23 protein-coding genes and 1 riboswitch are annotated in these 25,543 nt (G+C 69.9%); of the genes, 18 read left to right on the top strand and 5 right to left on the bottom strand.

Annotation, left to right across the window (positions count from 1 at the left end; all coding sequences use genetic code 11):
• Positions 1–122 precede the first annotated feature (122 nt).
• The 4 genes from ctaC (at position 123) to EJC51_RS14405 (ending at position 4,627) form a co-directional block, all read left to right on the top strand.
• Complete coding sequence (gene ctaC / locus EJC51_RS14420; protein WP_097263052.1) at positions 123–1,082, top strand: aa3-type cytochrome oxidase subunit II; 960 nt, start codon at positions 123–125, stop codon at positions 1,080–1,082.
• Entirely contained in the window at positions 1,079–2,815 is a 1,737-nt protein-coding gene (ctaD, locus tag EJC51_RS14415) for an aa3-type cytochrome oxidase subunit I (protein ID WP_126271445.1), read from the top strand. The genes ctaC and ctaD overlap by 4 nt, the downstream gene beginning before the upstream one ends.
• Positions 2,812–3,210, top strand: coding sequence for a cytochrome c oxidase subunit 4 (locus tag EJC51_RS14410; protein ID WP_109499282.1), 399 nt, complete (start codon positions 2,812–2,814; stop codon positions 3,208–3,210). The genes ctaD and EJC51_RS14410 overlap by 4 nt, the downstream gene beginning before the upstream one ends.
• Positions 3,211–3,364: 154 nt before the next feature.
• A complete protein-coding gene (locus tag EJC51_RS14405; protein WP_126271444.1) occupies positions 3,365–4,627 on the top strand; it encodes a L,D-transpeptidase in 1,263 nt (420 codons plus the stop codon).
• A gap of 7 nt (positions 4,628–4,634) precedes the next feature.
• Here EJC51_RS14405 and EJC51_RS14400 read toward each other — a convergent pair whose 3' ends face one another.
• Positions 4,635–5,036 (bottom strand): response regulator, encoded by a 402-nt coding sequence (locus EJC51_RS14400; protein ID WP_126271443.1) that lies wholly within the window; start codon positions 5,034–5,036, stop codon positions 4,635–4,637.
• 178 nt (positions 5,037–5,214) lie between these two features.
• On the opposite strand from EJC51_RS14400, the gene ctaE reads away from it, so the two are divergent.
• From ctaE to EJC51_RS14365, 7 genes are all read left to right on the top strand, one after another.
• Positions 5,215–5,835 (top strand): aa3-type cytochrome oxidase subunit III, encoded by a 621-nt coding sequence (gene ctaE, locus EJC51_RS14395; RefSeq protein WP_059197596.1) that lies wholly within the window; start codon positions 5,215–5,217, stop codon positions 5,833–5,835.
• Between the two features lie 82 nt (positions 5,836–5,917).
• A complete protein-coding gene (gene qcrC, locus EJC51_RS14390; RefSeq protein ID WP_126271442.1) occupies positions 5,918–6,727 on the top strand; it encodes a cytochrome bc1 complex diheme cytochrome c subunit in 810 nt (269 codons plus the stop codon).
• On the top strand, positions 6,724–7,779 hold the full coding sequence (gene qcrA / locus EJC51_RS14385) for a cytochrome bc1 complex Rieske iron-sulfur subunit (protein ID WP_126271441.1): 1,056 nt from the start codon (positions 6,724–6,726) through the stop codon (positions 7,777–7,779). Before qcrC ends, qcrA begins: the two co-directional genes overlap by 4 nt.
• On the top strand, positions 7,776–9,416 hold the full coding sequence (gene qcrB / locus EJC51_RS14380) for a cytochrome bc1 complex cytochrome b subunit (RefSeq protein WP_126271440.1): 1,641 nt from the start codon (positions 7,776–7,778) through the stop codon (positions 9,414–9,416). Before qcrA ends, qcrB begins: the two co-directional genes overlap by 4 nt.
• A gap of 135 nt (positions 9,417–9,551) precedes the next feature.
• Positions 9,552–10,616: an anthranilate phosphoribosyltransferase gene (trpD, locus tag EJC51_RS14375; RefSeq protein WP_126271439.1), complete on the top strand. Its 1,065-nt coding sequence runs from the start codon at positions 9,552–9,554 to the stop codon at positions 10,614–10,616.
• A 74-nt stretch (positions 10,617–10,690) separates the two neighbouring features.
• A riboswitch (SAM riboswitch) is annotated at positions 10,691–10,807 on the top strand.
• A 162-nt stretch (positions 10,808–10,969) separates the two neighbouring features.
• The gene (locus EJC51_RS14370) at positions 10,970–12,331 is read left to right on the top strand and encodes an aminotransferase class V-fold PLP-dependent enzyme (protein ID WP_126271438.1); all 1,362 of its coding nucleotides are present in this window, start codon (positions 10,970–10,972) and stop codon (positions 12,329–12,331) included.
• Between the two features lie 68 nt (positions 12,332–12,399).
• Positions 12,400–14,556: a protein kinase domain-containing protein gene (locus EJC51_RS14365; protein WP_126271437.1), complete on the top strand. Its 2,157-nt coding sequence runs from the start codon at positions 12,400–12,402 to the stop codon at positions 14,554–14,556.
• On the opposite strand, the gene EJC51_RS14360 is transcribed toward EJC51_RS14365, so the two are convergent.
• Entirely contained in the window at positions 14,553–14,834 is a 282-nt protein-coding gene (locus EJC51_RS14360) for an Lrp/AsnC family transcriptional regulator (protein ID WP_059197589.1), read from the bottom strand. The genes EJC51_RS14365 and EJC51_RS14360 overlap by 4 nt on opposite strands.
• Positions 14,831–15,571, bottom strand: a complete 741-nt coding sequence (locus tag EJC51_RS14355; protein WP_126271436.1) for a rhomboid family intramembrane serine protease — start codon at positions 15,569–15,571, stop codon at positions 14,831–14,833. Before EJC51_RS14355 ends, EJC51_RS14360 begins: the two co-directional genes overlap by 4 nt.
• 174 nt (positions 15,572–15,745) lie before the next feature.
• On the opposite strand from EJC51_RS14355, the gene EJC51_RS14350 reads away from it, so the two are divergent.
• The 5 genes from EJC51_RS14350 (at position 15,746) to EJC51_RS14330 (ending at position 21,077) form a co-directional block, all read left to right on the top strand.
• Complete coding sequence (locus tag EJC51_RS14350) at positions 15,746–15,985, top strand: hypothetical protein (protein WP_037719539.1); 240 nt, start codon at positions 15,746–15,748, stop codon at positions 15,983–15,985.
• A 37-nt stretch (positions 15,986–16,022) separates the two neighbouring features.
• Positions 16,023–17,366: an NYN domain-containing protein gene (locus EJC51_RS14345; protein WP_126271435.1), complete on the top strand. Its 1,344-nt coding sequence runs from the start codon at positions 16,023–16,025 to the stop codon at positions 17,364–17,366.
• Between the two features lie 210 nt (positions 17,367–17,576).
• Positions 17,577–18,611, top strand: a complete 1,035-nt coding sequence (locus EJC51_RS14340; protein WP_126271434.1) for a C40 family peptidase — start codon at positions 17,577–17,579, stop codon at positions 18,609–18,611.
• Between the two features lie 210 nt (positions 18,612–18,821).
• Positions 18,822–19,841 carry a C40 family peptidase gene (locus EJC51_RS14335; RefSeq protein ID WP_126271433.1) on the top strand — a complete coding sequence of 340 codons (1,020 nt, stop codon included), beginning with the start codon at positions 18,822–18,824 and terminating at the stop codon, positions 19,839–19,841.
• A gap of 45 nt (positions 19,842–19,886) precedes the next feature.
• Positions 19,887–21,077 carry a hypothetical protein gene (locus EJC51_RS14330; RefSeq protein WP_126271432.1) on the top strand — a complete coding sequence of 397 codons (1,191 nt, stop codon included), beginning with the start codon at positions 19,887–19,889 and terminating at the stop codon, positions 21,075–21,077.
• Here EJC51_RS14330 and EJC51_RS14325 read toward each other — a convergent pair.
• A complete protein-coding gene (locus tag EJC51_RS14325; RefSeq protein WP_126271431.1) occupies positions 21,034–21,591 on the bottom strand; it encodes a PadR family transcriptional regulator in 558 nt (185 codons plus the stop codon). The two genes, EJC51_RS14330 and EJC51_RS14325, sit on opposite strands and share 44 nt — an antisense overlap.
• 109 nt (positions 21,592–21,700) lie before the next feature.
• On the opposite strand from EJC51_RS14325, the gene EJC51_RS14320 reads away from it, so the two are divergent.
• The gene (locus tag EJC51_RS14320; RefSeq protein ID WP_126276948.1) at positions 21,701–23,011 is read left to right on the top strand and encodes an MATE family efflux transporter; all 1,311 of its coding nucleotides are present in this window, start codon (positions 21,701–21,703) and stop codon (positions 23,009–23,011) included.
• Here EJC51_RS14320 and EJC51_RS14315 read toward each other — a convergent pair.
• Positions 22,960–24,207, bottom strand: a complete 1,248-nt coding sequence (locus EJC51_RS14315; RefSeq protein WP_126271430.1) for a glycosyltransferase family 87 protein — start codon at positions 24,205–24,207, stop codon at positions 22,960–22,962. The two genes, EJC51_RS14320 and EJC51_RS14315, sit on opposite strands and share 52 nt — an antisense overlap.
• Positions 24,208–24,371: 164 nt before the next feature.
• Here EJC51_RS14315 and EJC51_RS14310 point away from each other — a divergent pair, with 164 nt between their 5' ends.
• Positions 24,372–25,514 (top strand): glycosyltransferase family 4 protein, encoded by a 1,143-nt coding sequence (locus EJC51_RS14310; protein ID WP_126276947.1) that lies wholly within the window; start codon positions 24,372–24,374, stop codon positions 25,512–25,514.
• Positions 25,515–25,543 lie beyond the last annotated feature (29 nt).

Genomic DNA, 25,543 nt, shown 5'->3' with positions numbered 1-25,543 from the left:
GTCGGCTAGGGTTTGGTCCGCATAAACATCCAAACCCCTGCCCGACGCAGGGCGGCGACCGACCACCGAGTAAGGCAGGCCGCAGCCAATCCGCGCGGGCGAGACTCTCGGGAAGGCGCTACGTGAGTCCCAACGGCTCCGACCGCTCGCCGCGGCGCCCGATGCGGCGGAAGCTGCTGCAGGCAATGACCGCGGGCCTGGTCCTGGCGACCGCCACCGGTTGCACATACAAGGACTTCCCCCGCCTTGGTATGCCCACCCCGACCACGGAAGAGGCTCCGCGGATCCTCTCCCTGTGGCAGGGCTCCTGGGCTGCCGCGCTGGCCACCGGCGTGCTGGTGTGGGGCCTGATCCTGTGGAGTGCTTTCTTCCACCGGCGCAGCCGCACGAAGGTCGAAGTTCCTCCGCAGACCCGGTACAACATGCCCATCGAGGCGCTGTACACCGTGGTCCCGCTCATCATCGTCTCGGTGCTGTTCTACTTCACGGCCCGCGACGAGTCGAAGCTCCTCAGCCTCGACAAGAAGCCCGACGTCACTGTGAACGTGGTCGGCTTCCAGTGGAGCTGGGGCTTCAACTACATCGAGAACGTCGACGGTTCCACCGGCGACGCGAAGACCGACAAGAACCTGGACGCCATTCCGGACCGGTTCAAGGCGGACTTCCCGGCGAACGCCGGCGGTGTCTACGACGTCGGTACGCCCGGCACCCGCAACCCGCAGACCCACAACCCGGGTCCCACGCTGTGGCTGCCCAAGGGCAAGACGGTCCGCTTCGTGCTCACCTCGCGTGACGTCATCCACTCCTTCTGGGTGGTGCCGTTCCTCATGAAGCAGGACGTCATCCCGGGCCACACCAACTCCTTCCAGGTGACCCCCAACAAGGAGGGCACCTTCCTGGGCAAGTGCGCCGAGCTCTGCGGCGTCGACCACTCCCGGATGCTGTTCAACGTGAAGGTCGTCTCCCCCGAGCGCTACGAGCAGCACCTCAAGGACCTCGCCAAGAAGGGGCAGACCGGTTACGTTCCCGCGGGCATCGAGCAGACCGCCCACGAGAAGAACCGGGAGACGAACAACCTGTGAGCATCCTCAACGAACCCCAGGGTGCCGCGGCAGCTGAGGGACACTACTCAGACGAGCTGCCGGTCCGGCGCAAGCAGCCCGGCAACGTCGTGATCAAGTGGCTCACCACCACTGACCACAAGACGATCGGAACGCTGTACCTCGTCACGTCGTTCGCGTTCTTCTGCATCGGTGGCGTGATGGCGCTGCTCATGCGCGCCGAGCTCGCCCGGCCTGGTCTGCAGATCATGTCGAACGAGCAGTTCAACCAGGCGTTCACGATGCACGGCACGATCATGCTGCTGATGTTCGCGACGCCGCTGTTCGCCGGCTTCGCGAACTGGATCATGCCGCTCCAGATCGGCGCCCCCGACGTCGCCTTCCCGCGTCTGAACATGTTCGCCTACTGGCTGTACCTGTTCGGCTCGCTCATCGCGGTCGGCGGCTTCCTCACCCCGCAGGGCGCGGCCGACTTCGGCTGGTTCGCCTACAGCCCGCTCTCGGACGCCGTGCGCTCCCCGGGCGTCGGCGCCGACATGTGGATCATGGGTCTGGCCTTCTCCGGCTTCGGCACCATCCTCGGCTCGGTCAACTTCATCACCACGATCATCTGCATGCGTGCGCCGGGCATGACCATGTTCCGCATGCCGATCTTCGTGTGGAACGTGCTGCTGACCGCCGTCCTGGTCCTGCTCGCCTTCCCCGTGCTGGCCGCGGCCCTCTTCGCGCTGGAGGCGGACCGCAAGTTCGGCGCCCATGTCTTCGACTCCGCCAACGGCGGGGCGTTGCTGTGGCAACACCTCTTCTGGTTCTTCGGCCATCCAGAGGTGTACATCATCGCGCTACCGTTCTTCGGCATCATCTCCGAGGTCATCCCGGTCTTCTCCCGCAAGCCGATGTTCGGCTACATGGGCCTGATCGGCGCCACCATCGCGATCGCCGGTCTGTCCGTGACGGTGTGGGCCCACCACATGTACGTCACCGGCGGAGTGCTGCTGCCGTTCTTCTCCTTCATGACGTTCCTCATCGCCGTGCCAACGGGCGTGAAGTTCTTCAACTGGATCGGAACGATGTGGAAGGGGTCCTTGAGTTTCGAGACCCCGATGCTCTGGGCCACCGGCTTCCTCATCACCTTCACCTTCGGTGGTCTGACCGGTGTCATCCTGGCCTCGCCGCCGATGGACTTCCACGTGTCCGACTCGTACTTCGTGGTGGCGCACTTCCACTACGTCGTCTTCGGCACCGTCGTCTTCGCGATGTTCTCCGGCTTCCACTTCTGGTGGCCGAAGATGACCGGCAAGATGCTCGACGAGCGCCTCGGCAAGATCACGTTCTGGACGCTGTTCGTCGGCTTCCACGGCACGTTCCTCGTCCAGCACTGGCTGGGCGCGGAGGGCATGCCGCGGCGTTACGCCGACTACCTGGCGGCCGACGGCTTCACCGCCCTGAACACGATCTCGACGATCAGCTCGTTCGTGCTCGGCGCGTCGATCCTGCCGTTCCTCTACAACGTGTGGAAGACGGCCAAGTACGGCAAGCCGGTCGGCGTCGACGACCCGTGGGGCTACGGCCGTTCGCTCGAGTGGGCGACGTCCTGCCCGCCGCCGCGGCACAACTTCCTCACCCTGCCCCGTATCCGCAGCGAATCCCCGGCGTTCGACCTGCACCACCCGGAGATCGCCGCTCTCGACCAGCTCGAGAACGCGCCTCACGGTGAGAAGGCGCTCGCTGGTGGCAAGGAGGCCGGCAAGTGAAGATCCAGGGCAAGATGTTCATGTGGCTGAGCGTCTTCGTCCTCGCCATGGCGGTCGTCTATGGCGTGTGGTCGAAGGAGCCGGCCGGTACCACGGCCCTCTTCCTGGCCTTCGGTCTGTGCATCATGGTCGGCTTCTACCTGGGCTTCACGGCCCGGCGGGTCGACGCGGGCGCGCAGGACAACAAGGAGGCGGACGTCGCGGACGACGCCGGCGAGGTCGGGTTCTTCAGCCCGCACAGCTGGCAGCCGCTGTCCCTGGCGGTCGGTGGCGCGCTCGCCTTCCTGTCGATCGCGATCGGCTGGTGGCTGATGTACTTCTCGGCGCCGCTGATCCTGGTCGGCCTGTGGGGCTGGGTCTTCGAGTACTACCGCGGTGAGAACCGCACCCAGTAGCACGGCCTGAGCTCAACGAGAGCCCGGACACTCCGTCAGGAGCGTCCGGGCTCCCGCTTTTGCAGCAGTTTCGATGGCCGGATGCAGCAGTGCCCGTCCCTCGTACGAGTTACCCGCCGCGCCGCTGCTGACGAACGTTCCTAGCGTGAAGTACATGAGCCACACTCCGCGCACGCGCACCGTTCTCTCCTGCACCCTGCTGGTGCTCGCCCTCACCGCGGGCGCCACCGCCTGCAGCAGCGACGGCAACCCGCTGTCGGCGGCGCCGTACGACGCGGCGGACCAGATTTCCTTCAACGGCCCCTCCGGCGACGGCAAGAAGGCCGACCCGGACAAGCCGCTGGAGGTCACCGCCGAGGACGACGACGGGCGCATCACCGACGTCACGGCCATGGACGCCACGGGACGCCATGTGGCGGGCGAACTCTCCGCCGACGGCAGCCGATGGCACAGCACCACCCCGCTGGCCGCCAGCGCCCACTACACGGTCCGGGTGAGCACCGAGGACGAGGACGGGGCGCCCGGCCGCCGGGTCCTCGCCTTCGACACCGGCAAGCCCACCACGAAGAAGCGCCTGAAGGTCACCTTCGGCCCCAAGGCGGGCAAGTACGGCGTCGGCCAGCCCATCACGGCCGAACTGAACAAGCCCGTCAAGGACAAGGCGCAGCGGGCCATCGTCGAGCGCGCCCTCAAGGTCGACTCGATGCCCGCCACAGAGGGCGCCTGGTACTGGGTGGACGACAAGGAACTCCACTACCGGCCCAAGGAGTACTGGCCCGCCCACGCCACGATCCAGGTCCGCAGCAACCTGGACGGAGTGAAGATCAGCGACCGCTTGTGGGGCGGTCGGACCAAGCCCCTCAAGCTGACCACCGGGGACCGCATCATCGCGGTGACGGACGCCTCGTCACACAGCATGACGGTCTACAAGAACGGCGAGGTCATCAAGGAGCTCCCGGTCACCACCGGCAAGCCCGGCTTCGAGACCCGCAACGGCGTCAAGGTCGTACTCGGCAAGGAGTACTTCGTACGGATGCGCGGCACCAGCATCGGCATCGCCGAGGGCTCGTCCGAGTCGTACGACCTGCCGGTCTACTACGCGACCCGGGTCACCTGGAGCGGCGAGTACGTGCACGCCGCCCCCTGGTCCGTGGGCTCCCAGGGCTACGAGAACGTCAGCCACGGCTGCACCGGCATGAGCACCGGCAACGCCGAGTGGTTCTTCGACACCGTCCACGAGGGCGACGTGGTGAAGGTCGTCAACTCGTACGGCGACACCATGGAGACCTTCGGTAACGGTTTCGGCGACTGGAACCTCAAGTGGAACAAGTGGCGCAAGGGCAGCGCCCTGACCGCCGGCGCCCCTGAGGCCCCCAGCGCCGAGCAGCGGGCCCGACTGCGGCCGGAGAGCGTCTAGGGCCGCCTCAGGCGCTCAGGGCCCGCTTCTGGCGCAGCAGGGAGGCCAGTGCCGAGGCGAACTCCACCGGGTCCACCGGGTGCGTCACAGCGCCCTCGGCGCGGCTCCAGGTGGCCAGCCAGGCGTCCTGCGGGCGGCCGATCAGCAGCAGCACCGGCGGGGAGTTGAAGACCTCGTCCTTGATCTGGCGGCACAGCCCCATGCCGCCCATCGGTACGGCCTCGCCGTCCAGCACGCAGACGTCGATCCCGCCCCGGTCCAGCTCCTTGAGCACCGCGGCGGACGTGGCGCACTCCACGAACTCGACCACCGGGACGTCCGGAGCCGGCCGCCGGCCGGTCGCGAGCCGTACCTGCTCGCGGGTGTTGGCGTCGTCGCTGTAGACCAGCACCGTGGCGGTCGCCTGCATGCTTCCTCCGTGACATCAGCGTCGTACGGACAGAACAGTTGCCGCGGATGCTACTCCCTTGAACAGCCCGTCAACACCCGCTGGAGCGCCCCCGCGATGGGCCATCCGGGCAGTACACAGGGTGCGAACACTCCGAACGGCACCCCCCGGAGTGAGGGCGGGATAAGCGACCGACATAATGTCGGTCGTGGCGACAGCAACGACAGTAGAAACCGGGCACGCGCACCCGTCGGTCAATCGGCCGAACCTCACCAGTGTCGGAACGATCATCTGGCTGAGTTCCGAGCTGATGTTCTTCGCGGCCCTCTTCGCGATGTACTTCACCCTGCGATCGGTGACGGGTCCCGATCACTGGAAGGAAATGGCCGAGAGCCTGAACCTTCCGTTCTCGGCGACCAACACCACGATCCTGGTGCTCTCCTCCCTCACCTGCCAGCTCGGCGTGTTCGCCGCCGAGCGCGGTGACGTGAAGAAGCTCCGGATGTGGTTCATCGTCACCTTCGTGATGGGTGCGATCTTCATCGGCGGTCAGGTGTTCGAGTACACCGAGCTGGTCAAGAAGGACGGGCTCTCGCTCTCCTCGGACCCGTACGGCTCGGTCTTCTACCTGACCACCGGTTTCCACGGTCTGCACGTGACGGGTGGCCTCATCGCCTTCCTGTTCGTCCTCGGCCGCACCTACGCGGCCAAGAGGTTCACGCACGAGCAGGCGACCGCCGCCATCGTCGTGTCCTACTACTGGCACTTCGTCGATGTCGTCTGGATCGGCCTCTTCGCCACGATCTACCTGATCAAGTAGTCGGGGCCCGTTCCCGAGCGCCTCCACGAGAAGCGCACTTCCAGAAGCATCGACGCAGAAGATCCTGACACCGGGGTAATCCGTGAAAAAGCTCTCCGCACGACGACGCCATCCGCTGGCGGCGCTCGTCGTCCTACTCCTCGCGCTGGCGGCCACTGGGGGGCTGTACGCCGCGTTCGCGCCCGCGGACAAGGCGCAGGCCGATGAAACCGCCCAGTCCCTCACCATCGAGGAGGGCAAGAAGCTCTACGCCGTGGGCTGCGCCAGCTGCCACGGCACCGGTGCTCAGGGCACCACCGACGGGCCGAGCCTCGTGGGTGTGGGCTCCGCGGCCGTGGACTTCCAGGTCGGCACCGGCCGTATGCCGGCCCAGCAGCCGGGCGCCCAGGTCCCGCGCAAGAAGGTCATCTACACGCAGGCCGAGATCGACCAGCTCGCCGCGTACATCTCCTCGTTGGGCGCCGGTCCGGTCGTCCCGACGAAGAACCAGTACAGCCCGGAGGGCGCGGACATCGCCAAGGGTGGCGAGCTGTTCCGCACCAACTGCGCGCAGTGCCACAACTTCACCGGCAAGGGCGGTGCGCTGACGCACGGCAAGTTCGCGCCGAGCCTCGAGGGTGTCGACCCGAAGCACATCTACGAGGCCATGCAGACCGGCCCGCAGAACATGCCGTCGTTCCCCGACACCACGCTGTCGGAGCAGAACAAGAAGGACATCATCGCGTACCTCGACGCGGTCAACGGTGACGACACCGAGAGCCCCGGCGGCCTCGAGCTGGGCGGCCTCGGTCCGGTCAGCGAGGGTCTCTTCGCGTGGGTGTTCGGACTCGGTGGCCTGATCGGAATCGCCGTCTGGCTCGCCGCTCGGACCGCAAAGGCCAAGAAGTCATGAGTAGCCAAGACATTCCAGAAGAGAACCTGCCCGCTGAGCAGGACGCCCACGGCGCGGTGAGCGTCGCGGACGACAAGGACCCCTTCGCCGACCCCGGCCTGCCGCCGCACGAGCACCGGGTCCAGGACATCGACGAGCGGGCCGCCAGGCGGTCCGAGCGCACGGTGGCGATGCTGTTCACCCTGTCGATGCTGGCCACGATCGGCTTCATCGCCGCGTACGTGGGTGTCCCGCACGACAAGGCGATCTACGTCTTCCCCATCGGGCACATCAACGCGCTGAACTTCTCGCTCGGCCTGACCCTCGGTGTCGCCCTCTTCGCGATCGGCGCGGGCGCGGTCCACTGGGCCCGCACCCTGATGTCCGACGTGGAGATGGTCGACGAGCGTCACCCGATCGAGGCGTCTCCCGAGGTGCGCGAGAAGGTCTTCGACGACTGGAAGCAGGGCGCCAAGGAGTCCGCGCTCGGCCGTCGCAAGCTGATCCGCAACACCATGCTCGGCGCGCTCACCCTGGTGCCGCTCGCCGGTGTCGTGCTGCTGCGCGACCTCGGCCCGCTGCCCGGGACCAAGCTGCGTCACACCATGTGGCGCAAGGGCCTCCAGCTCGTCAACATGAACACGAACGAGCCGCTGCGTCCCGAGGACGTCGCGGTCGGTTCGCTCACCTTCGCCAAGCCCGAGGGCCTGGAGGAGCACGACGAGGAGTTCCAGACCGAGATCGCCAAGGCGGCCCTGATGATCGTCCGGATCCAGCCGGACAACATCAAGGACAAGCGCGAGCTCGAGTGGTCGCACGACGGCATCGTGGCGTACTCGAAGATCTGCACCCACGTCGGTTGCCCGATCTCCCTGTACGAGCAGCAGACGCACCACGTGCTGTGCCCGTGCCACCAGTCCACCTTCGACCTCTCCGACGGCGCCCGGGTGATCTTCGGCCCCGCTGGTCACGCCCTGCCGCAGCTGCGCATCGGTGTGAACGAGGAGGGTTACCTCGAGGCGCTCGGCGACTTCGAGGAGCCCGTCGGTCCTGCTTTCTGGGAGCGCGGATGACCACCACGACCGAGACCACAGACTCCCGCTCTCGCGGGAAGGCACCGGCCGGCGAGAAGCTCGCCGACTGGGCCGACGGCCGACTGGGGATCTACTCCCTGGCCAAGGCCAACATGCGCAAGATCTTCCCCGACCACTGGTCGTTCATGCTGGGTGAGATCTGCCTGTACAGCTTCATCATCATCATCCTCACGGGTGTGTACCTGACGCTGTTCTTCCACCCGTCGATGAACGAGGTGGAGTACCACGGCAGCTACGTCCCGCTGCAGGGACAGCTGATGTCCGAGGCGTTCAACTCGACCATGCACATCTCCTTCGATGTGCGCGGTGGTCTGCTGATCCGGCAGATCCACCACTGGGCGGCGCTGATCTTCCTCGCCGGCATGTTCGTGCACATGATGCGTGTGTTCTTCACGGGCGCGTTCCGCAAGCCGCGTGAGGTCAACTGGCTGTTCGGCTTCCTGCTGTTCGTCCTGGGCATGTTCACCGGCTTCACCGGTTACTCGCTCCCGGACGACCTGCTCTCCGGCACCGGTGTCCGCTTCATGGAGGGCGCGATCCTGTCCGTGCCGATCGTCGGCACGTACCTGTCGTTCTTCCTCTTCGGCGGCGAGTTCCCGGGCGGCGACTTCGTGGCCCGCTTCTACTCGATCCACATCCTGCTGCTGCCGGGCATCATGCTCGGCCTCGTGGTGGCCCACCTGATCCTGGTCTTCTACCACAAGCACACGCAGTACGCGGGCCCCGGCAAGAACAACAACAACGTCGTCGGCATGCCGCTGCTGCCGGTCTACACGGCCAAGGCCGGAGGCTTCTTCTTCCTGGTCTTCGGTGTCATCGCGGTCATCGCGGCCATCGCCTCGATCAACCCGATCTGGTCCATGGGCCCGTACCGTCCGGACCAGGTGTCCACGGGCGCCCAGCCCGACTGGTACATGGGCTTCTCCGAGGGCCTGATCCGTGTCATGCCGGGCTGGGAGATCAACTTCTGGGGTCACACGCTCGTCCTGGGCGTCTTCGTCCCGCTGGTGATCTTCCCGCTGGTCCTGGTCGCGATCGCGGTCTACCCGTTCATCGAGGCCTGGGTCACCGGCGACCGGCGCGAGCACCACATCCTGGACCGCCCGCGCAACGCCCCGACCCGTACGGCCTTCGGCGTCGCGTGGATCACCTGGTACATGGTGCTGCTCGTCGGTGGTGGAAACGACCTGTGGGCCACCCACTTCCACCTGTCGATCAACTCGATCACCTGGTTCGTCCGCATCGCGTTCTTCGTCGGTCCGGTCATCGCGTTCATCATCACCAAGCGGATCTGCCTCGGCCTCCAGCGCCGCGACAAGGACAAGGTGCTGCACGGCCGCGAGTCCGGCATCATCAAGCGCCTGCCGCACGGTGAGTTCATCGAGGTGCACGAGCCGCTCAGCCAGGACGCGCTGCACACGCTCACGGCGCACGAGCAGTACAAGCCGGCCGAGATCGGCCCGACGGTCGACGAGAACGGCGTCGAGCGCAAGGTGAAGGGCTCCGAGAAGCTGCGCGCCAAGCTCAGCGAGGCGTACTTCGGCGAGGAGTCGCAGATCGCCAAGCCCACCGTCGAGGAGTACAAGGAGATCACGAGCGGCCACGGCCACCACTGATCGCTGCGCTCGCCACGCGCGCTGGAAGGGCCCCCGTCCGGTCTTCGGACGGGGGCCCTTCTGCGTGTCCTGAGCTGGATAGGGTGGGGTCAAACATCTGTTGAAGCAGGTCTCACGACACCCAGGAGCGGCCGTATGAGCGCTGTGACCCCCGCTGGAGGCGACACCGCGGCGGGCCGTTCCTGGCCCGAGGTGCTGAACGCCCTGCTGTACGGGCAGGACCAGAGCGCCGACGCCACCGCCTGGGCGATGGACAAGATCATGCGCGGCGAGGCGACCGACGCGCAGATCGCCGGGTTCGTGGTGGCCCTGCGCGCCAAGGGGGAGACGGTCGAGGAGATCACCGGCCTCGTCCGGGCGATGTACGAGCACGCCAACCTGATCGAGGTGTCCGGGCGGACCGTCGACATCGTCGGCACCGGCGGCGACGGCGCGAAGACGGTGAACATCTCCACGATGTCCTCCCTCGTCGTGGCCGGCACCGGCGCGAAGGTCGTCAAGCACGGCAACCGCGCGGCCTCGTCGGCATCGGGCTCCTCGGACGTCCTGGAGAAGCTGGGCGTCAACCTCGACCTCACGCCCAAGCGGGTGGCCGAGGTCGCCGAGGAGGCCGGCATCACCTTCTGCTTCGCCATCAAGTTCCACCCGGCGCTGCGTCACGCGGGCGCCGCCCGCGGCCAGTTGGGCATCCGCACGGTGTTCAACGCCCTCGGCCCGCTGACCAACCCGGCGAAGGTCAAGGCGCAGGCGGTGGGCGTCGCCGACCCGCTGATGGCGCCGATCGTCGCCGGGGTGTTCGCCGAGCGCGGCAACTCCTCCCTGGTGTTCCGCGGCGACGACGGCCTCGACGAGCTGACGACCACCGCCACCTCCCGGGTGTGGATCGTCCGCGACGGCAAGGTCACCGAGGAGGCCTTCGACCCGCGTGACGTCGGCCTCGAACTGGTGCCGGTGGAGGCGCTGCGAGGCGGGGACCCGGCGTTCAACGCGGAGGTCGCGCGCCGGCTGCTCGACGGTGAGACCGGCCCCGTCCGGGACGCGGTCCTGCTGAACTCGGCGGCCGCTCTGGTGGCCCTGGAGCCTGGCTCGGGGACGCTGGCGGAGCAGCTGCGGGCCGGCATGGACCAGGCCGCCGAGTCGATCGACTCGGGCGCCGCCAAGCAGGCCCTCGACCGCTGGGTGGCGGCCAGCAACCGGTAGTCGTGCCGATCGTCGTCCCGCGATCCGGACACGGGTTGCGGGCCGACGATCACATCGCGTACTTTCCTGTACCAGGTCATGAGTGACAGTCATGAGGCCCCGGCCGACTGTCCGGCAACCCTCCGTCCGTGGCGGGGTGCCCCGGGTGAAGACCAGGCCGTAGGCAGCGAGGTCTACGGCAAGCGCGGGCCCCTCTCGAATCCAGGGGTCCTGGTCGTTCGAGGGAGTCTTCCGTGAGCAAGCGAATGCGATAGGGCCGCAGAGCCCCGCCTCCGCGCACCCTTTTTCTCTTCTTCCGCATGCCAGCTTCTTCTGTATGCCTGCTTCGGCATGCCCTCTCACGGGAGTTCCCCATGTCTGTCTCCACCGCTGCCGCCGCCCAGACCATTTGTGCCCCCCTGCCCGTTCTGGGCCGTGATGTCACCGTCCCGCTCGTCACCGGTGGCGAGGTCACCTACGCCGCCCTCGACTACGCCGCCAGCGCGCCGGCCCTCCAGCGGGTGTGGGACGACGTGGCGGCGTACGCGCCCTACTACGGAAGCGTCCACCGCGGTGCCGGGTACCTCTCGCAGCTGTCGACCGACCTGTTCGAGAACGCCCGCAGGACCGTCGCCGAGTTCCTGGGCTGCCGCGAGGGCGACCAGGTCGTCTTCACCCGGTCCACCACCGACTCCCTCAACCTGCTCGCCGCCGCGCTGCCGGCCGACTGCCAGGTCTTCGTCTTCGAGACCGAGCACCACGCCTCCCTGCTGCCCTGGCGCGACGCCCGCGTCACCTACCTCGACGCGCCCCGCACCCACCAGCAGGCCGTGGAGACCCTGGAGAAAGCCCTCGCCGACCGCGACCCCTACGGCCCCGCCCTGGTCTGCGTGACCGGTGCCTCCAACGTCACCGGCGAGCTGTGGCCGGTGCGCGAACTGGCCGCCGCCGCCCATGCGCACGGCGCCCGGATCGTCCTCGACGCCGCCCAGCTCGCCCCGCACCACGCGGTGTCCGTCGCCGACCTCGACGTCGACTGGGTCGCCTTCTCCGGCCACAAGCTGTACGCCCCGTTCGGCTCCGGCGTCCTCGCGGGCCGCGCGGACTGGCTGGTTCAGGCTCAGCCGTATTTGGCCGGCGGCGGCGCCAGTCGCAAGGTCACCCGGCGCGAGGACGGCGGCGTGGACGTGGAGTGGCACGAGAGCGCGGCCCGCCACGAGGCCGGCTCCCCGAACGTCATCGGCGCCTACTCCATCGCCTCGGCCTGCAAGGCGCTCACCGAGGCCGGCTTCGACAGCCTGGTCGCCCGTGAGCAGTACCTGATCGAGAAGGTGCGGGAAGGCCTGGCGGACGTCCCCGAGGTCCGCATCCTCTCCCTCTTCGGCGACGACGCCCCGCGCGTCGGCGTGATCTCCTTCGTCGTCGAGGGCTGGAACAGCTCCCACTTCGCCGCCGCCCTCTCCGCCGAGTACGGCATCGGCGTCCGCGACGGCCTCTTCTGCGCCCACCCCCTCGTCCGCACCCTGCTCGGCAGCGACCCGCAGACCCAGGGCGAGTGCGGCGCCCCCGAGGCCGCGCCCGGCGAGAAGTCCCTCAACGCCATCCGCGTCAGCTTCGGCGCGGGCACGCCGGACGAGCACGTGGAGCGGTTCGTGACCGCCGTGCGCGAGCTGGTCAGCGACGGTGCGAAGTGGCGGTACCGGACCGAGGACGGGCGCTGCGTCCCGGCCGTCTGACCGGCTGACCTGCGCTTGCCGGTACGCTCCCCTACGGCGTTCGTACGACATACAGGGGGAAGCCGGAAGTGCAGGCGCTGCGCACGACGGATCCGCGCAGGGTCGGCCCGTACGAGGTACGAGGCCGGCTCGGCTCGGGCGGCATGGGCGAGGTCTACCTCGCCGAGTCACGGACCGGGCTGCGGCTGGCGGTGAAGGTCGTCAGGGCCGAGTACGCCCAGGACCGCACCTTCCGGGCCCGGTTCCGGCAGGAGGTGCGGGCCGCGCAGACCGTCGGCGGGGCGGGCACGTACACCGCACGGGTCGTGGACGCCGACCCCGAGGGCGAGCGCCCCTGGATGGCGACGGAGTTCGTGGAGGGACCGAACCTGCGGGACGCGGTCCTGGACGGCGGACCGCTGCCCGAGCCTGCGGTCCGGGTGCTGGGGGCCGCGCTCGGGGAGGCGCTGGGCGCGATCCACGCCCGTGGCATGGTCCACCGGGACCTGAAGCCCTCCAACATCCTGCTGGCGCCGGACGGCCCCAGGGTCATCGACTTCGGGATCGTCCGGGCCCTCGAAGCGACGGCGATGACCCGCACCGGCGCGATCGTGGGCTCGGTCGGCTATGTCTCGCCCGAGCAGATCCGCAACGGCGGCAAGGTCGGACCGTCGAGCGACGTGTTCTCCCTGGGGGCCGTCCTCGCCTACGCGGCGAGCGGCCGCGAGCCCTTCGGCGAGGGGCAGGACTCGGTGATCCTGCTGCGCATCCTGACCCGGGACTTCGACCTGACGGGCGTACCGAGGGAACTGCTGCCGCTGGTGGAGGCCTGCCTCCGGGAGGAGCCGGGGCAGCGGCCGATGCCGGCGGACGTCGTGGCGGCCGTGGGGGGTTCCCCGCGCGGCGGTCTGCGTCCGGGCTGGTACACCGCTGCGGGGCCGGGCCCCGAGGCGTCTCAGGGGACCGAGATCTGGCTTCCGGAGCGGGAGTCGGGGGAGCGGGAGAGCCGGGTCGAGTATGTGGCGCCGGTGGCGGAGACGCCTGACGTGGCGCCGCCCGAGGTGGAAGCCGCGGATGGACGGCCGTCGCGGCGCGGGCTGCTGCGCCTCGCCGCGGGCGGGGTCGTGGTCGCCGGCGCCGGGGGAGCGGGCGCCTGGTGGTGGCTCGGGCAGTCGGAGACCGGGAGCTCGGGCGAGGGGAAGGGCGGGAGCGCGAAGGCGCCGGGGTCCGTCGCACGGAAGGCGTCCGTGAACTGGACGTACAAGGCCGGCGGCCCGCCGCACGTGGCCGGCGGTGCCGGCGGGGCGCTCTCCGTCGACGGCCGGACGCTGTACTTCGTGGGGGACGACGGGAACCTGCGGGCCTTGGGAAGCGACGGCAAGGAACGCTGGAAGGCGACCGTCTTCAAGGGGGCGTCCTTCGTCACCCGGCCGGTCTTCACGGCCGACGGGATCTTCGTCGCAGTGGTCAGCGACACCGAGCCCGAACCGGGCCGGCTCATCGCACTGAGCGCCGAGGGCGAGGTGATGTGGACGCGCGAGCTGCCGAGTCCGTTCTTCCAGCAGCCCGCGGTGTTCAGAGGCAACGTCGTCGTCGGTTCCTCGAAGCACACGATCGACGGGGCGGGGATCGTGCAGGCCTACGACGGCCGGGGCAAGGTGCGCTGGTACGCCGAGCTGGACGGTGCGCCGCACGAAGAGCTCGTCGTGGCCGGCGACGTCCTCTACGTGCCCTGCTACGACAACCACCTCTACGGCATCCGCGAGGGCGGCGCCACGCCGTTCGACGCCCCGCTGGACGGTGATGTCGGCCGGCCCGCCGTCAGCAGCGACACCGTGATCGTGAGCACCGGGAACCAGGCCGCCGAGTTGTTCGGGCTGGATCTGACGGGCCGCCTGAAGTGGCGGGAGCCGGACCTCGCCGGTTCCTACGTCCCGGCGAACGCGGACTCCTTCGCCTTCCTGGGGGTGACCGACACGGGGGCGGCGCTCAAGGCGATCACGGCGCGCGGCGACGTGGTCTGGACGTACGGCGGGGGCGGGGCCTTCTCCGACCCGGTGCTGGTGGACTCCACGGTCTACGTACGCACCGACACCGAGGTCCACGCCCTCGACCTGCGGGGCGAGCTGCTCTGGAAGGCGACGGTGGGCCCCGACCCGGGCGTCCTGCTGACCCCCCTCGTCCACGGCCGCCGTGTCTACGCCGGCACGAACAAGGGCATTGCCGCCCTCGACGTCACCGTCTAGTTGTCGAGCCCGATCGCGAACGCCGCCTCCAGGTCGTGCTGGGAGTACGTGCGGAAGGCGACGTGGGTGTCCGTGGCCTCGACGCCCGGGATCTTGCTGATGCTGCCGGGGATGACCTCGGCGAGGTCCTCGTGCTGCCGGACGCGGACCATGGCGATCAGGTCGTAGGTGCCGGTGACGGAGAAGACCTCGCTCACGGAGTCCAGCGCCGCGATCGACTCGGCGATCTCGGGGATCCGGTCCACGCTGGTCTTGATGAGGACGATCGCGGTGATCACGGCTGGTTCTCTCCCTCGGGGGCCGGAGCTGGGGCGGGCTTCACTCTAGTCGCAGGGGGGAATCGCACCCACGCGAAGGCGAAGCCCAGGCCGAAGCCCACCAGGTGCGCCAGATACGCCACCCCGGGCCCGTTCGGCGCCCGGCCCGCCGCCAGCCATTGCAGGGCCGCCCAGAACGGCAGCACCACCCAGGCCGGGAAGCGCAGCGGGAGGAAGAAGAGGAACGGCAGCAGGCTTGTCACCCTGGCCCCGGGGAACAGGTAGAGAAACGCTCCGAGCACGGCTGAGATCGCCCCGGAGGCGCCCACCAGCGACTGGTCGGAGTCGGAGTTCGCCGCCGCGTAGCCCAGCAGCGCCAGATAGCCGCAGCCGACGTAGAACAGCGTGAACTGGACGCGGCCCATCCGTTCCTCGGTCAGCACTCCGAAGACATAGAGGAAGAGCATGTTGCCGAGGAGGTGGACCCAGCTGCCGTGCACGAAGAGGGCCGTCGCGGGGGTCAGGGCGGCTCGGGCCGAGCCTTCGAACAGTTCTGCGGGGACCACCCCCCAGCGGTGGAAGTAGGCCCGCTGGGCGGCCAGCAGTTCGTCGCCGGTGCCGTAGGCCGGATTGAGGCCCGCGGCCGGGCCGATCAGGAACAGCAGACAGCACAGGGCGATCAGGCCGTAGGTGACCGGTGCCGACCCCCACAACGACCTGCTCGCGCCACCGACCGTCACCCTCCAGTTGCTGATCATGAACACAGAGCATGACGTAACGGGACGCAACCGAACAGACCGCCTCGCCGCCGGGTGGGCGATATGGACGGCCGAGCGACGACTACCCGCCAGGCCGTAGGGTTACGAGCCACACGCACCGGGCCCGGTGTGTCGCGGACAATAGAAGACCTAGCAGGAAAGAGCACAGGCACGATGACGGTTCCCCTGCCGACCGCCTCGACGCGGTGGCGCTGCACCCTCTGCGGCAACCTCACGCGGTTCGACGTGACCCGCTCGTCGAAGGTCGTCGAGTACGTCCACCTCGACCTGGCCGGTGAGCCGAAGGTCGAGGAGCGCGAGGTGGTCAGTGAGACCATCGAGTCGGTGCGCTGCCGCTGGTGCAACGCCGTGGATCAGGTGGAACTCGTGGACAGGCCGGGCGCCGGCTCCTGAGGGAGCGGCCCCCGCACACAGGTTGGGGTGTTGACGGATGGTGGAGTCACAAGGCGGGGGGCCGGGCGACGGCGCCGCTGAGGTGCTCGACCGTCCGCTGCCCGACGGGGTGCGCCGCCGTGTCGTACAGATCGTGTCGGACGGCTTCGGCGGACTGACCGTCGGTGAACTGCCCGCGCAGCTCAGACAGTACGCGCGCTTCGCGCCGAACCGGCGGGCCAAGTTCGCCGGCAACGCGATGGCGGCGGCGCTGGAGACCGATCCGCTGTTCCGGCAGCGGATCGGCGAGAAGTTCAGAGAGGCCCAGCCGGAGCTCTCCGGCGCTCTCGACACCGGCTCGCCGCCCCCGGCCGCGGATCCGCTCGACGTGGCGGCCGCGGCCTATGTTCTGCGCCCCACGGGTTGGGTGAAGCTCGTGACCGCGGCCGGCGAGGAGGCCCAGCGGGCCGACGCCGAGCGGGCCGACGAGGAGAGCCGCATCGAGCTGGAGCGGCTGCGCGAGGAGCTGGTGGCGGCCCGGGAGCAGACCCGGACCGAGACCGAGCGGCTGCGCACCGAGCTGGAGTCGGCGAAGAAGGAAGCCGAATCGCTTCACCGCAAGCTGCGCGCCGCCCTCAGTGACGTCAAGCGCGGCGAGGCGGCGCTGCGCAAGCTGCAGGGCGAGATGGACGCCGTGCGCGCCGAGGGGCAGACGCAGGTGTCCGCCGCCGAGGTCGAGACGCGGCGGCTCAAGGCCCGGCTGAGCGAGGCCGAGGCGGCCCTGGAGGCGACGCGCAGGGCGGCGCGTGAGGGGCGCAGTGTCGAGGACATGCGCGTGCGGCTGCTGCTGGACACCGTGCTCGACGCGGCCCAAGGGCTGCGCCGGGAGCTGGCGTTGCCGCCCGTGTCGGTACGGCCCGCGGAGACCGTCGACGCGGTCGAACCGGGACGCATGACACCGAAGGACATCGCCGCGCGGGCCCTGTCCGAGCATGATCCGGCCATTCTGGATCAGCTGTTGGCCCTGCCGCAGGCCCACTTGGTGGTCGACGGCTACAACGTCACCAAGACCGGCTATCCCCAGATGCCGCTGGAGAAGCAGCGGCTGCGGCTGCTCGGTCAGCTCTCGCAGCTCGCGGCGCAGACCGGGGCGGAGGTCACCTGTGTCTTCGACGGTGCCGAGCTGGCCGCGCCGGTGCTGCTCGCGCCGCCGCGCGGGGTGCGGGTGCTGTTCTCCAAGCCGGGTGTCACGGCCGACGAACTGATCCGCCAGCTGGTGCGCGCCGAGCCGCCGGGCCGGCCCGTCATCGTCGCCTCCACCGACCGCGAGGTCGCCGACGGGGTGGCCAAGGCGGGGGCCAGGCCGGTCGCTTCGGCGATGCTTCTCAAGCGCCTGTCCTAAACATCGAACTTGTGGGCTCATTGCCCGAATTGGTCGGATCGTCACGCAACGTAGTGTCAATCGAGCATTACCGCACGTGAGTTGTGTGTAAAGAATGCAGTCCGTGACCGATTTTTTCGCGTGAGGATTTGAACTGATCACAAGAAGGTCACTAGGGTCTGGGCTCGAACCTCCGAACGGGTGATCACTCACAAGAAGGAGCTCACCTCCGTGGCGTCCCACCGTCGACCCAAGCAGCCGAGCCGCACACGCGTGACCGTGCTGACCACCGCTGCTGCCGCCGCCGTCGCGCTGAGCGCCAACGCCGCCAACGCGGCACCGAGCGAGAAGCCCAGCAAGGACGAGGTCAAGTCCAAGGTCGACAAGCTCTACGAGGAGGCCGAGCAGGCCACCGAGAAGCTCAACGGCGCCAAGGAGAAGCAGGAGAAGCTCCAGAAGGAGATCTCCGCCATCCAGGACACCGTGGCCCGCGGCCAGGAGGAGCTCAACGGGCTCCGTGACTCCATGGGTCTCGCGGCCGCCGCCCAGTACCGCACGGGCTCCATAGACGCCTCCCTCCAGCTCTTCCTGTCGTCCAACCCGGACGACTACCTGGACAAGGCCTCCACGGCCGACCAGTTGAGCGCCCAGCAGGTCGAGGCGCTGAAGAAGATCCAGGAGAAGCAGCGCGAGCTCGCGCAGGAGCGTGCCGAGGCCTCCGAGAAGCTCAAGGACCTCTCCTCCACCCGGACCGAACTGGCCAAGAAGAAGAAGGAAGTCCAGGGCAAGCTCGCCGAGGCGCAGAAGCTCCTCAACACGCTGACGGCCGCCGAGAAGGCCGCCCTCGCCGCCGAGGACGCGCGCGCCAGCCGCTCCGCCAGCGAGCGCGTGAACCTCGGCGACACCCCGCCCGCCTCCAACTTCGCCGCCGCCGCCTTCCAGGCCGCCCAGACGCAGCTCGGCAAGCCGTACGTCTACGGCGCCACGGGCACCGCCTCCTACGACTGCTCGGGCCTGACCTCCTGGGCCTACGCCCAGGCCGGCGTCTCCATCCCGCGCACGTCGCAGGCCCAGGCCAACGCCGGCACGCGCATCTACTCGCAGAGCCAGCTCAAGGTCGGCGACCTCGTCATCTTCTACGGCGACCTGCACCACGTCGGCCTCTACGCCGGCAACGGCCAGGTGATCCACGCCCCGCGCACCGGCACGGTCGTGCGCTACGAGTCGATCGGCAACATGCCGTTCCAGTTCGGCGTCCGGATCTGATCCCCCCGAGGATCACCTTCAAGATCACGACACCCCACCGCCCGTTCGGGCGAATCCCGGCGACGTGAACTGACCCCACGCCCCGCCACTGACCTGCGTCGGTGGCGGGGTGTCACGTTGTGTGGCCGTGGAGGTCTTTGGAAGCGCCCTTGTCGCGGGGCTACTGTCGGCCGCGTTTCCTGTCCGCCAGCGGAAGGGGTGCGGCTTCTCGTGAGGTCCCATCGCCGCCTTGCATCGACATCGTCCGGGTTCGACCGGGGCGCCAGTGCCGCGCTCTGCGTCCTGACCGCCACCGCCGCGGCCCTCGGGGCCGTACCGGCCACGGCCGCCCCGCACGACGACACCCGTGCCGAGGTGGACCGCCTCTACGAGGAGGCCGAGAAAGCCACCGAGGCCTACAACAAGGCCGACGAACGCGCCGACTCGCTGAAGAAGCAGGTCGGTACCGCGCAGGACCGGATCGCCCGGCAGCAGGACCGCATCAACGCCATGCGGGAGACGCTCGGTTCGCTGGCCGGCGCCCAGTACCGCTCCGGCGGCCTCGACCCGTCCCTCGCCCTGCTGTTCTCCGACGACCCGGACGACTACCTCGACAAGGCCGCCGCCCTCGACCGGATCACCGCCCATCAGGCCGGTGAGCTCAAGGACCTCCAGACGGCGATGCGGGAACTCGCCCAGGAGCGCGCGGAGGCGGCCGGTCAGCTGGCCGAGCTGGAGAAGAGCCGCAAGGCCGTCGCGCATCACAAGCGGACGGTGGAGAAGAAGCTCGCCGAGGCCCGCCGGCTGCTCAACTCCCTGCCGTCCGAGGAGCGCGCCGCGTACGACCGGGCCTCCCGCTCCGGCCGCGACGAGATGCCCGACCTCGGCGGCGCGCTGCCGCCCAACGCCCGGGCCGCCGCCGCGGTCGCCGCGGCCCGCGCCGCGCTCGGCAAGCCGTACGTCTGGGGCGCGACCGGCCCTTCCGGCTTCGACTGCTCGGGCCTGATGGTGTGGTCGTACCGGCATGCCGGCGTCTCCCTGCCGCGCACCTCGCAGGGCCAGCGCTACGCGGGCCGTCAGGTCCCGCTCTCCCAGGCGCAGCCCGGTGACCTGGTCACCTACCGCGGTGACGCGAGCCATGTCGGCATGTACGTCGGCAACGGCCAGGTGATCCACGCCCCCTACCCCGGCGCCCCCGTCCGCTACGACCCGGTGGGCATGATGCCGGGCGCGACGGTCACCCGGGTCTGACCCGGCCCTCTGACCCTGGCGCCGCTCCCGCCGTACGATCGTGAAATGGCTGGTCGAAGGCGGGCGTCGAGACACGGGGCACTCGCGCTGTGTCTGCTGCTGGTCTCCCTGGTGGCCTGTGGGGGAAAGCCGGGGACCGGGACCGCCAAGGCCGATGTCCAGGAGCTGCTCGACCGGCGGTCGGTGGCCGTGCTCGACCGGGACCGGGCCGCGTTCATGCAGACGGGTTCGCTGGACTGGTTCGAGAACGCGCGGGGCGTGCCGTTCGCGGCGTGGGCGTACCGGCTGACGGGGCTCCACCAGGACGGCACCGAGGCCACCGCGGACGTCGAGCTCAAGTACCGCATACAGGGTTACGACAACGCCCCCGTCACCGTCGGCCGCACGCTCACCCTGAGCCTGGACGCGGGGGGCGAGTGGTACGTCGACCGGGAACAGCCCGCGAAGAAGTCCGCCCAGCAGCTGTGGGACCAGGGCGAGGTGGACGTCGTCCGCGGGAAGCACAGCCTCGTCCTAGGCGTCGGGCGGTCGAGCGCGGCGCTGCACACCTACGCCGATCTCGCGGACCGTGCCGTTCCGGCGGTGTCGGCGCAGTGGGGCACCGACTGGGCGCGGCACGTCGTCGTGCTCGTACCGACGTCGCTGGAGGGCATGGCCGGGCTGCTGGGGTCGCCCGCCTCGTCGTATCGCGGGATCGCCGCCGTCACCACCGGCGAGACGGGCTCCCCGGCGCGCGCGCCCGCGGACCGGATCATCGTCAACCCCGACGCGTACGGCGTCCTCGGCAGCGTCGGCAAGCAGGTCGTGCTCACCCACGAGACCACTCATGTCGCCACCCGCGACCACACCACCGCGGCCACCCCCCTGTGGCTGTCCGAGGGGTACGCGGACTGGATCGGTTACCTCGGCTCCGGCCGGTCGCCGGTCCAGGCCGCGCCGGAGCTGTGGCGGTCCGTGACCGAGGGGCGGACGCCGAAGTCCCTGCCCGAGGACGCGGACTTCGGGTTCAGCGGCGACGCGACGAAGCTGGCGGAGGCCTACGAGAGCGGCTGGCTGGCCTGCCGGATGATCGCGGACCGGTGGGGCACCGACCGGCTTCGGGCGTTCTACCAGGCGGTGGGCGCCCACAAGCGGCGCGCCGGGGCCGTCGAGGACGCGCTGAGGGCCGTGCTCGGCACGAGCCTGGACGACTTCACGGCCCAGTGGCGGGACTATCTGCGGACTCAGCTCGGCTGAGCCGCTCGATGGCCTCCTCCAGCCAGGTGCGTTCCGCCTCCCCGGTCGCCCGCGCGACCCGCAGCATGCCCTCCCGGAACAGGTCCGCCGCCTCCTCCGCGCGCACGGGTCTGCCCTCGTCGTAGAAGAAGCTCGTGGGCGTGTCGAGGAACTCCAGGCGGCGGCGGAGCACCGCGGCCTGTTCGCGGCGGTCCGGGAGGTGCCGCAGGAACGTCAGGACCGTGTTGAAGCGGACCTGGTCGGAGATCTCCACCGGCTTGGGATGGCGCAGGCGCTCCAGGAGGTCCGCACGGCCCGTGCCGGTGAGGGAGAGCGTGCGCCGCGGGGCCGCGCTCGCGCCCGGCTCGGTGTGCTCGTCGAGCTTGCCCGCCTTGATCAGCCGGGTGATGGCCGGATAGAGCGCGCCGTCGCTGACCGGGCGGACATGACCGCTGAGCGCCTTGATGCGCTCCTTCAACTCATAGCCGTGCAAGGGCTCTTCGGCCAGGAAGCCCAGGATCGACAGCTCCAGCACGCCGATTCCTCCTTGTGGTCGTCGTGACGCCATGGTACCTCTTATCGAGCTACCTCGAAACGAGGTAGCTCGTTTCGAGGGGGTTGCTGTGGTCTTCGGGGCCGTGGTCATGGACAGTCATCGGCGTCGGCTCGTCGCGCTCGCCCGTCCCGTCTACTTCTCGCTGCTCGCCTCCGTGGCCGCCGGGATCATCAACACCGTCTGGGTCTCCCGGCTCGGCGGAGCGGCGGTCGCGGCCGTCGCCGTGGCGACCAACGCGGAGAACGTGCTGCTGGGAGTCGCCCTGGTCTTCGGCTCGGGCACGACCGTGCTGGTCGCGCATGCCAGGGGCGCGCGGGATCCCGGGGCGGTACGGGCCGCCGTGCGCGGGGGCTGGGCGGTGTTCGGGGTGGTCACGCCGGTGGTCGTGGCGGGCGGGTATCTGCTGCGGGAGCCGCTGGCGCGGCTGGTCCTCGGCGGGGGCGCGGCGCTGCCCCTCGCCGTCGGGTACTTCGCGATATCGATGCCGGGAATCGCCGTGTTCTTCGCCCAGCAGCTGGTCGACGGGATCCTGAAGGGCACGGGGGACACCAGGACACCGATGCGGCTCGCCCTGCTCGCCAACGGACTGATCCTCGTCTGCGACCCGCTCCTCATCCACCTCTACGGCGTCCAGGGCGCCGCCGCCTCCACGGTGCTGTGCCGGTGCGTGGCGCTGGGGGCGGGACTCCTCGCCCTGCGACGGAACGCGCTGCTGAGGGCGGCCGCGGGGCCCGGGGTGGCCTTCCGGCGCGTGCTGCGCACGGGGCTGCCCATGGCCGCCGACTTCACCGTGCGGCAGGGCGGGGCGCTGGTGCTGGTCGGGATCGTGGCGCGGGTCGGGGTGACGGCGGTGGCCGCGTACGCCATCGCGTACAAGGTCCTGTACGTGGCCACCATGGGCTTCTACGCGGTCCGGCAGGCCGCCTCCCTCCACACCGCGCATCTGCTGGGCGCCGGCAGGGACGCGCGGCGGGCGATCGGGCGGGAGGCGGTCGTGGTGTCCGGCGCCTTCGGGGCGGCCGCCGCTGTGCTGTTCGCCGTGACCGCGCCCTGGATCATGGCCGCCTTCGGCGCCGAGGGCGGCGTCGCCGGCGAGGGGGTGCTGTTCCTGCGCTGCGTCGGGCCCTATCTGCTGCTGATGGCCTGCTTCATCGCGCTGGGCGGGGTCTTCGAGGGGAGCGGGGGCGCGCCGGTGCTGCTGAGGGTGACGCTGCTCGGTACGGCGGTCCAACTGCCGTTGGCGTACGGGCTGTCCGGGCTCGGGCTGCCCGGGGTGTGCCTCGCGATGGCGTCGGCGATGGCCGTGCAGTGCGCGGTGGTGGGCGTGATCCTCGGGCGGTCCCGGCGTCAGGAGGTGACCGAGGTCTCCGACGGCTCCTCCGTGGCCTGCGCGACCTGAGCCCGCTCGGGGTCCTCGGCGGCCGCGCTGACCGTGCCCCGCCACAGCTCGACGGCCGCCAGCACGGTCGCGGCGACGAGCAGGCCGTTGCGGAGGAAGAGGAGGGTGACGCCGAGGCGGTCGCTGGCGACGACGTCGGCGAAGTAGACCGGGAACTCCAGGACCGTCACGAAGGACGCCACCAGGACCAGCAGCGCGGGCACCGTCATCCGGCTCGCCCGGAAGCACAGGCAGACCGCCGCCAGGCCGATCAGCCACACCATGTACTGCGGGCTGATCACCCGGCTCGTGGTCGTGAACAGCAGCACCGCCACGAACGCCGCGTCCGCCGTGGTGTGCGCCTCGAAGCGGGTCGCCACCAGCCGCCACAGCAGCAGCCAGCCGAAGGCGATGCCGGTCAGGGCGAGCGCGGCGGTGCTGACGACGTTCACCCACGGGCCGAGGAACTCCACCGAGCCGTAGTTCAGCAGCACCTGGCCGTCCCAGCCGAACTGCCGGGCCACATGGAAGACCAGCGAGCCCAGCGACTCCACCTCGGTGCCCCGGTCGGCCTGGAAGGTCAGGAACGCGAAGGAGCCGGGCATGGTCACCGCGAACAGGGCCGCGAGACCGGCCGCCGTCACCGCCGCCGACATCCAGACACCGCGCCTGCGGGCGGCCACCAGCAGCAGCACCGGCCACACCTTGAGCATCGCCCCGAAGCCCACCAGGGCGCCCATCACCCGCGGATGCCGGGCGCCCGCGAGCAGCGCGGCCACGGCGACGGCGGTGACCATCACGTCGTAGCGGGCGTACACGGTCGGGCCGAGCAGCGGGACGCCCACCACCCATACCCAGGCGCCGCGCAGGCTCCGGCCGGGGCGCAGGCCCCCGTACAGCAGCAGGGAGAGGACCACCAGGTCGGCGAGGAAGGCGAGGACGAAGAACGCGGTCGCGTACGGAAGGAAAGGCAGCAGCGCGGGGGAGAGGATCGCCAGCGCTGCGGCCGGCGGGTACTGCCAGGTGACGTCGTCCTGCGGGAAGGTGCCGGTGCGCAGCACGTCGTACCAGCCCTGGTAGATCACCGACACGTCGCTGGTGACGTCCGGGCCGGGGAAGACGTACACCTTCAGGACGAACAGGAGCAGCAACAGCCTCGTCAGGCCCCAGGTCACCAGCAGTCCCGCCGGAGACCGCCTCGCACCCGCAATGTCCACCGGAGCCCCTGTTCGCGCGTTGCCGTCTGTGCCGTCTTTGAGATGGCCATGATGTCCCGACCTGCTGTGAGGGTGCCATAAACGCGGCCGGGACCGGCTGTGCGGGGGTCGTGGAGCGGCGGTGGGCCCGCCGTTGGATAGGGTCGGCGGCGATGCGCACGACGATGTCCAAGACCCTGATCGTCACGAACGACTTCCCGCCCAGGCCAGGCGGTATCCAGGCGTTCCTGCACAACATGGCGCTGCGCCTCGATCCCGAGCGGCTCGTGGTCTACGCGTCGACCTGGAAGCGGGGCCGGGAGGGCGTAGAGGCCACGGCCGCCTTCGACGCCGAGCAGCCCTTCACCGTCGTACGCGACCGTACGACGATGCTCCTGCCGACGCCCGCGGCCACGCGTACGGCGGTCGGACTGCTGCGGGAACACGGCTGCACGTCGGTGTGGTTCGGGGCGGCGGCGCCGCTCGGGCTGATGGCGCCCGCCCTGCGGAAGGCCGGGGCCGAGCGGCTGGTGGCCACGACCCACGGGCACGAGGCGGGGTGGGCGCAGCTGCCCGCCGCGCGTCAGCTGCTGCGCCGGATCGGCGAGGGCACGGACACGATCACCTACCTCGGCGAGTACACGCGGTCGCGGATCGCCGGCGCGCTGACGCCGCAGGCCGGCTCGCGGATGGTGCAGCTGCCGCCGGGGGTGGACGAGAAGACCTTCCATCCGGGGTCGGGCGGTGACGTCGTGCGGGCGCGGCTCGGGCTGACCGACCGGCCGGTGGTGGTGTGCGTCTCGCGGCTGGTGCCGCGCAAGGGGCAGGACACGCTGATCCTGGCGATGCCGCGGATTCTCGCCGACCAGCCGGACGCGGTGCTGCTGATCGTCGGGGGCGGGCCGTACGAGAAGGAGCTGCGCAGGCTTGCGCGCGAGACCGGGGTCGCCGACTCCGTCCGTTTCACCGGGTCCGTGCCCTGGTCCGAGCTGCCCGCGCACTACGGCGCCGGGGACGTGTTCGCGATGCCGTGCCGGACGCGGCGGGGCGGGCTGGACGTCGAGGGGCTCGGGATCGTGTACCTGGAGGCCTCCGCGACCGGGCTGCCGGTCGTCGCCGGGGACTCCGGCGGGGCGCCGGACGCCGTGCTCGACGGGGAGACCGGGTGGGTCGTACGCGGCGGGTCGGTCGAGGACTCCGCCGAGCGGATCCTGGCCCTCCTGGGCGACGCGGAGCTGCGGCAGCGGATGGGGGAGCGGGGCCGGGCCTGGGTCGAGGAGAAGTGGCGCTGGGACCTGCTGGCAGAAAAGTTGAAGACGTTGCTCTAGCCGTCTAGGCGGAACCGAATAATCCGCCC

The sequence above is a fragment of the Streptomyces aquilus genome, from assembly GCF_003955715.1.
GTDB lineage: Bacteria > Actinomycetota > Actinomycetes > Streptomycetales > Streptomycetaceae > Streptomyces > Streptomyces aquilus.
This window is presented reverse-complemented; position numbering and strand designations above follow the sequence as displayed.